This window comes from Chryseobacterium sp. 2TAF14 (genome assembly GCF_052115105.1).
Lineage (GTDB): Bacteria > Bacteroidota > Bacteroidia > Flavobacteriales > Weeksellaceae > Chryseobacterium.
Window position 1 is genome coordinate 1 of the sequence record NZ_JBFRGA010000185.1, and the last position, 5,297, is coordinate 5,297.

The window sequence follows — 5,297 nt, forward strand, 5'->3', positions numbered from 1 at the left end:
ACATTTTGCATAAGTATAATTAAGCTTCTCTTCATCTTTCCCGAAAACAATCATATCGAGATTGATCTCTTTCGGCTCTTCGTAATGCTGGTTTTTGTTGGTATTTCTTTTAAACCTTGAAAGTAAGTTGTTGAAAACGTTTTTACTTTCAATATATTTTCTTAAGCTGCTTGCATCCAGTTCGTTAGTCTGAAACTTTAAAAATAATTCCTGAGAAGTTTTAAGGTTGAAAAATTTCTGAAGCTTATTGATTTCTTCATCATTAAAATTAATTTTTGCATGACGAAGCTTTCTCTGAAGGATTTCTTTTCCTTCTTCTACAAAAGAATTTTTCTCAGAATTAAGAAAACTTTTTATTTTTGATTTAGCTTTTGAGGTCACTACAAACTCAAGCCAGTCAGATTTTGGTTTTTGATTTTGTGATGAAAGTATATCTACCTGATCCCCATTTTGAAGAATATACGAAATAGGAACCAGCTTTCCGTTGATTTTTGCTCCTAAACATTTCATTCCCAAATCTGAATGTACCGAAAATGCAAAGTCTAAAGCCGTCGCATTGGTCGGGAGAATTTTAATTTCACCTTTTGGCGTAAACACAAAAACTTCTTTCGAATATAAATTGAGTTTAATGTTATCTAAAAGCTCGGTAGTGGTGAGATTCTGCTGCTGTTCTAGTACATCGCGTATTTCGGTAACCCAGCTTTCAAAATTGCGGTCTTCGTTGCTTTGCTTGTAACCTTCTTTGTATTTGTAATGGGCAGCAACACCTTTTTCGGCAATATCATCCATTCTTTCGGAACGGATCTGTACTTCGATCCATTTCCGGTCGGGACCAAGAACGGTTAAGTGCAGACTTTCATAGCCTGTAGAACGCGGTTGGGTAATCCAGTCACGCATTCTTGATGGGTTACTGTGATAAACGTCTGTAACGATCGAATAGATTTTCCAGGCCAGGAATTTTTCATTCTTGGCATCAGATTTATAAATGATCCTGATCGCATAATTATCGAAAACTTCTTCAAAAGAAACGCCCTGTTTAAGCATTTTCCTGTAAATAGAAGAGATGGCTTTTGCACGACCTTTTATACTTACATTTAACCCTTCATCCTTCAGTCTTTCAGAAACTTCTTTGGTAAACTCATCGATGTAGCGGATTCTGCTTTCTTTTGCCAGCTCCAATTTTTCGGTGATCTCATTATAAACATCAGGATTATTGTACTTTAAAGATAAATCTTCAAGCTCAGATTTAATATTGTATAATCCCAATCTGTGAGCCATCGGTGCGTAAATGTAGACCGTTTCTGAAGCAATTTTTTTCTGCTTGTCGGGCGCCATGCTTTGCAACGTTCGCATATTGTGAAGGCGGTCTGCAATTTTGATCAGGATAACACGGAAATCTTCAGAAAGTGTTAATAATAATTTTCTGTAATTTTCAGATTGTACAGAAATATTCTGATGATTCATGATCGAGATCTTCGTCAGTCCGTTGACAACACCCGCAATTCTTTCTCCAAAGATCTTTTTCAGGTCTTCGTAAGTATATTCCGAATCTTCTATAACGTCGTGCAATAGCGCACAGGCAATTGATGAAGCTCCTAAACCAATTTCTGTAGCAACAATTTTAGCAACAGCAATGGGATGATATATGTAAGGTTCACCAGATTTTCTTCTCTGGTCTTTGTGGGCATCTAGAGCAATATCAAAAGCCTTTCGGATGAGCTTATTGTTTTCTTCATCCAAAGTTCTATATGTGTTAGAAATCAGGTCTTTATACCTCGCAGAGATTTCTTTATTTTCTTGTTCCAAGTCGTAACTCATCTGTGTAAAAGGCTTTGTTTAAACGAAAATACGAAAAATATTATGATTGGTCGATGTATAAAACCAAAAATCCGCAGAAATAATTCTACGGATTCGGTTATAAGTTTTTAGTTTTTAATGTTATGCTTTTACTTCAGAATTCATTCCGTCGTGCTGTGATTTTATTCTCACATCGGGGCTGCTGTGAATTTCAGCTTTGCTTCTTGCATCAATTAATCTTTTCAGATTGATGTATGAAGCCTGGTCGATGCTCATATTTTCGAATAAATAAGTTCTGCGTACAAGGTTGTCATCAAAGATGTGCCTCACTTTATCGGTAAGATCTCTGTTTTTTATTTCCACACTCGCCAAGTACTGGGAGTTATGATGATCGTCACTAAGGTACACAATGTACTCGGAATCTGAGAATCCTAAACCTTCAATTTCTTTTTCGAGTTTTTTGTAGTCACTGTGCGGTCCAAATAATCCTGCTAAGATGCTTGACATAGTAATATTGTTTTTGTATTGGTTATCTAAAGATATAAATATTTTTAATATGATTGTGAAAAATTTAATAAAAATTTAAATATTTTATTTTATCTATAGGTTTTTAATGAAAATTATGACCGTATCTATTGGATTGTTAGTGTTTGAATTAGTTTATATTAATTCAAGATTTCGAGATTTTGTATATTTTCATTTTTAAAAGTATTATAAATAGTTGAGATGTTATTTTTTCTGGTATTAACATCTGCGTTTATAATGGTTTTAGATTTATCAACGGTAACCTCAATTCTATTATTGAAAATTTTGTATTTTATATTGCCAATTCCGAAAAAGAGCGAATTTTCTTTTTTAGAATATAAAAATATATCATGATACATGAGTTCAATGTCACCGTTTTTCTTTGTGAAAAAATAATAAAGATTATTGTTTTCGGTCTTGATGAGATACATTCTTTTATTGTTTTCTAATGTATAGCTTACGAGAATGTAATCAGATATGATGTCTGCAGCGATCGTCTTGTATTTATAGGTGATGTATTTGTTTTTCCATTCCTTAACTGAAGTTTCAAAATAAAGTCCGGAAATATTCAGCTCTTCTTCGGATTGCTTTATAAGAAAAGGATCGCCATTTTTTATAATAAAATCAGAATATTGATGCCAACAGCAACCTGATTTTGTCATGACATGTATTTGCTTTTTTGATTGATCAACTTGAAAAAAGCCACAATAGTTTTGTGCTAAATCAGAAAAATCCGAATTTTCTACAAAACTGTTATTTTGATAAAGATAAACTGTATATGAGGGTCCTCCATAGCAACTTTCATTTCCATATTTCAAAGCAATATCTTTTTTACCGTCGAAGTTGAAATCGTCATAAATTATAATACTTTGATGACCGTAAGGAATTTCCGCAATGTTTGATTTTGTACTTTTAAAATCATATTCATCGAGATGTACTTCCTCAATGATAAGCGGTTTTTTATTTTTTAACCCAAAAACTTTAAGGGTCTGTGAAGATTTGTCTTTTGTTTTTGTGGTAATTGTGGCATAGAGGTCTTTAGAAAAATCTGTGATTTTGTAGTTTTGAGCATTCAAAAAAATACAGGGGAATAATAGGATAATAAGTTTTTTCATCTTTAAAAATTTAAAAAAAGCCTGTCTAAAAATAAACAGGCTTCTAAATTATTCAATTAAAATTAAATTCTCCCATTTTTAATTTCCTCCACAATTTCAGGGTTTAAAAGGGTAGAAGTATCGCCAAAATTACTGAAATCTCCTTCTGCAATTTTTCTTAAAATCCTACGCATAATTTTCCCGGAACGTGTTTTTGGAAGTCCCGAAACAAACTGAATCTTGTCGAGTTTAGCAATCGGGCCAATCTGATCTGAAATAAGTTGATTAATTTCTTTAACCAGATTTTCCTGTTTTCTGTCGGAACCTGAGTCTTTTAAAATTACAAAACCATACAAAGCGCTTCCTTTAATGTCGTGTGGAAAGCCAACAATTGCAGATTCTGCAACGGCAGGATGCTCATTAATACTGTCTTCAATTGGTGCAGTTCCCAGATTGTGTCCCGAAACAATTACCACATCATCAACTCGACCGGTAATCCTGTAATAACCTACTTCATCCCTCAAAGCGCCGTCACCGGTAAAATATTTTCCCGGAAATGCTGTAAAATAGGTTTCTTTATATCTTTGATGATCGCCCCAGATTGTTCTCGCAATTCCCGGCCACGGAAATCGGATGCAAAGATTTCCCGTAACCTGATTTCCTGTAATTTCATTGCGTTTATCATCCATTAAAACAGGCTGGATTCCCGGTAACGGAAGTGTTGCATAAGTTGGTTTTGTAGGCGTTACAAACGGAATTGGAGAGATCATGATTCCTCCCGTTTCAGTTTGCCACCAAGTATCAACGATCGGACATTTTTTTCTTCCGACATGATCGTTAAACCAATGCCAAGCTTCATCATTGATAGGTTCTCCAACAGATCCGATTACTCTTAATGAGCTTAAATCATGTTTATCAACCCATTCTGTGCTTTCTTTTGCTAAAGAGCGAATTGCAGTGGGAGCTGTATAAAATTGTGTAACTTTATGCTTTTCAATAACTTCCCAAAATCTGTCCGGTTCAGGATAAGTAGGAATACCTTCGAAAATAACGGTTGTTGCGCCGTTTAATAATGGTCCGTAAAGAATGTAAGAATGTCCGGTAATCCAACCGATATCTGCGGTACACCAGTAAATATCATTTTCCTGATAATTAAAAACATTTTTGAAAGTATAAGCAGAATAAACCATATAACCTGCGGAAGTATGGAGCATTCCTTTCGGCTTTCCTGTAGAACCAGAAGTGTACAAAATAAACAACGGATCTTCTGCATCCATAATAACGGTAACGAAATCTGCAGAAGCTTTTTCGTATAATTCATCCATCCAGAAATCTCTTCCTTCCTTCATTTTTACTTCGTTGTGAGTGCGTTTTACAACCAAAGTTTTTTCAACAGTCGGACATTTTTCTAAAGCTTCATCAATAATAGATTTTAAATCTAAAACTTTGCTCCCTCTGTAACTTCCGTCTGAAGTGATCAGCATTTTTGCGCCACAGTCGTTTACTCTTGAAACCACCGCCGAAGCAGAAAATCCTGCAAAAATCACAGAATGAATCGCTCCTAATTTTGCGCACGCCAACATCGTAACTGCCAATTCGGGAATCATGGGAAGGTAAATGCAGACTCTGTCGCCTTTTTCAATACCCATTTCACGCAGGATGTTGGCTGTTTTGTTGACTCTGGTGTATAAATCGTTGTAAGAAATATGCTGTGCTTCTTCTTTTGGATCGTTGGGTTCCCAAATGATAGCGGTTTTATCGCCTCTTACAGATAGATGTCTGTCGAGACAGTTTTTTGTAATATTTAATTTAGCATCTTTAAACCAGGTGATTTTCGCTTCATTCATGTCATATTTTACGACCTTGCTCCATCTTTGATAC

The 5,297-nt window shown here is 34.9% G+C and carries 4 protein-coding genes; all 4 read right to left on the bottom strand.

What is annotated here, in order from left to right; genetic code table 11:
• Positions 1-1,818, bottom strand: a 1,818-nt coding sequence (locus AB4Y90_RS15120; RefSeq protein WP_441558369.1) for a RelA/SpoT family protein, incomplete at its 3' end; no start/stop codon positions are given.
• A 120-nt stretch (positions 1,819-1,938) separates the two neighbouring features.
• Positions 1,939-2,304: a hypothetical protein gene (locus AB4Y90_RS15125; protein ID WP_441558370.1), complete on the bottom strand. Its 366-nt coding sequence runs from the start codon at positions 2,302-2,304 to the stop codon at positions 1,939-1,941.
• Between the two features lie 158 nt (positions 2,305-2,462).
• Positions 2,463-3,437 carry an XAC2610-related protein gene (locus AB4Y90_RS15130; RefSeq protein WP_441558371.1) on the bottom strand — a complete coding sequence of 325 codons (975 nt, stop codon included), beginning with the start codon at positions 3,435-3,437 and terminating at the stop codon, positions 2,463-2,465.
• A gap of 62 nt (positions 3,438-3,499) precedes the next feature.
• Positions 3,500-5,297 (bottom strand): acetate--CoA ligase (gene acs / locus AB4Y90_RS15135; RefSeq protein ID WP_441558373.1); only part of this gene is annotated, 1,798 nt, incomplete at its 5' end.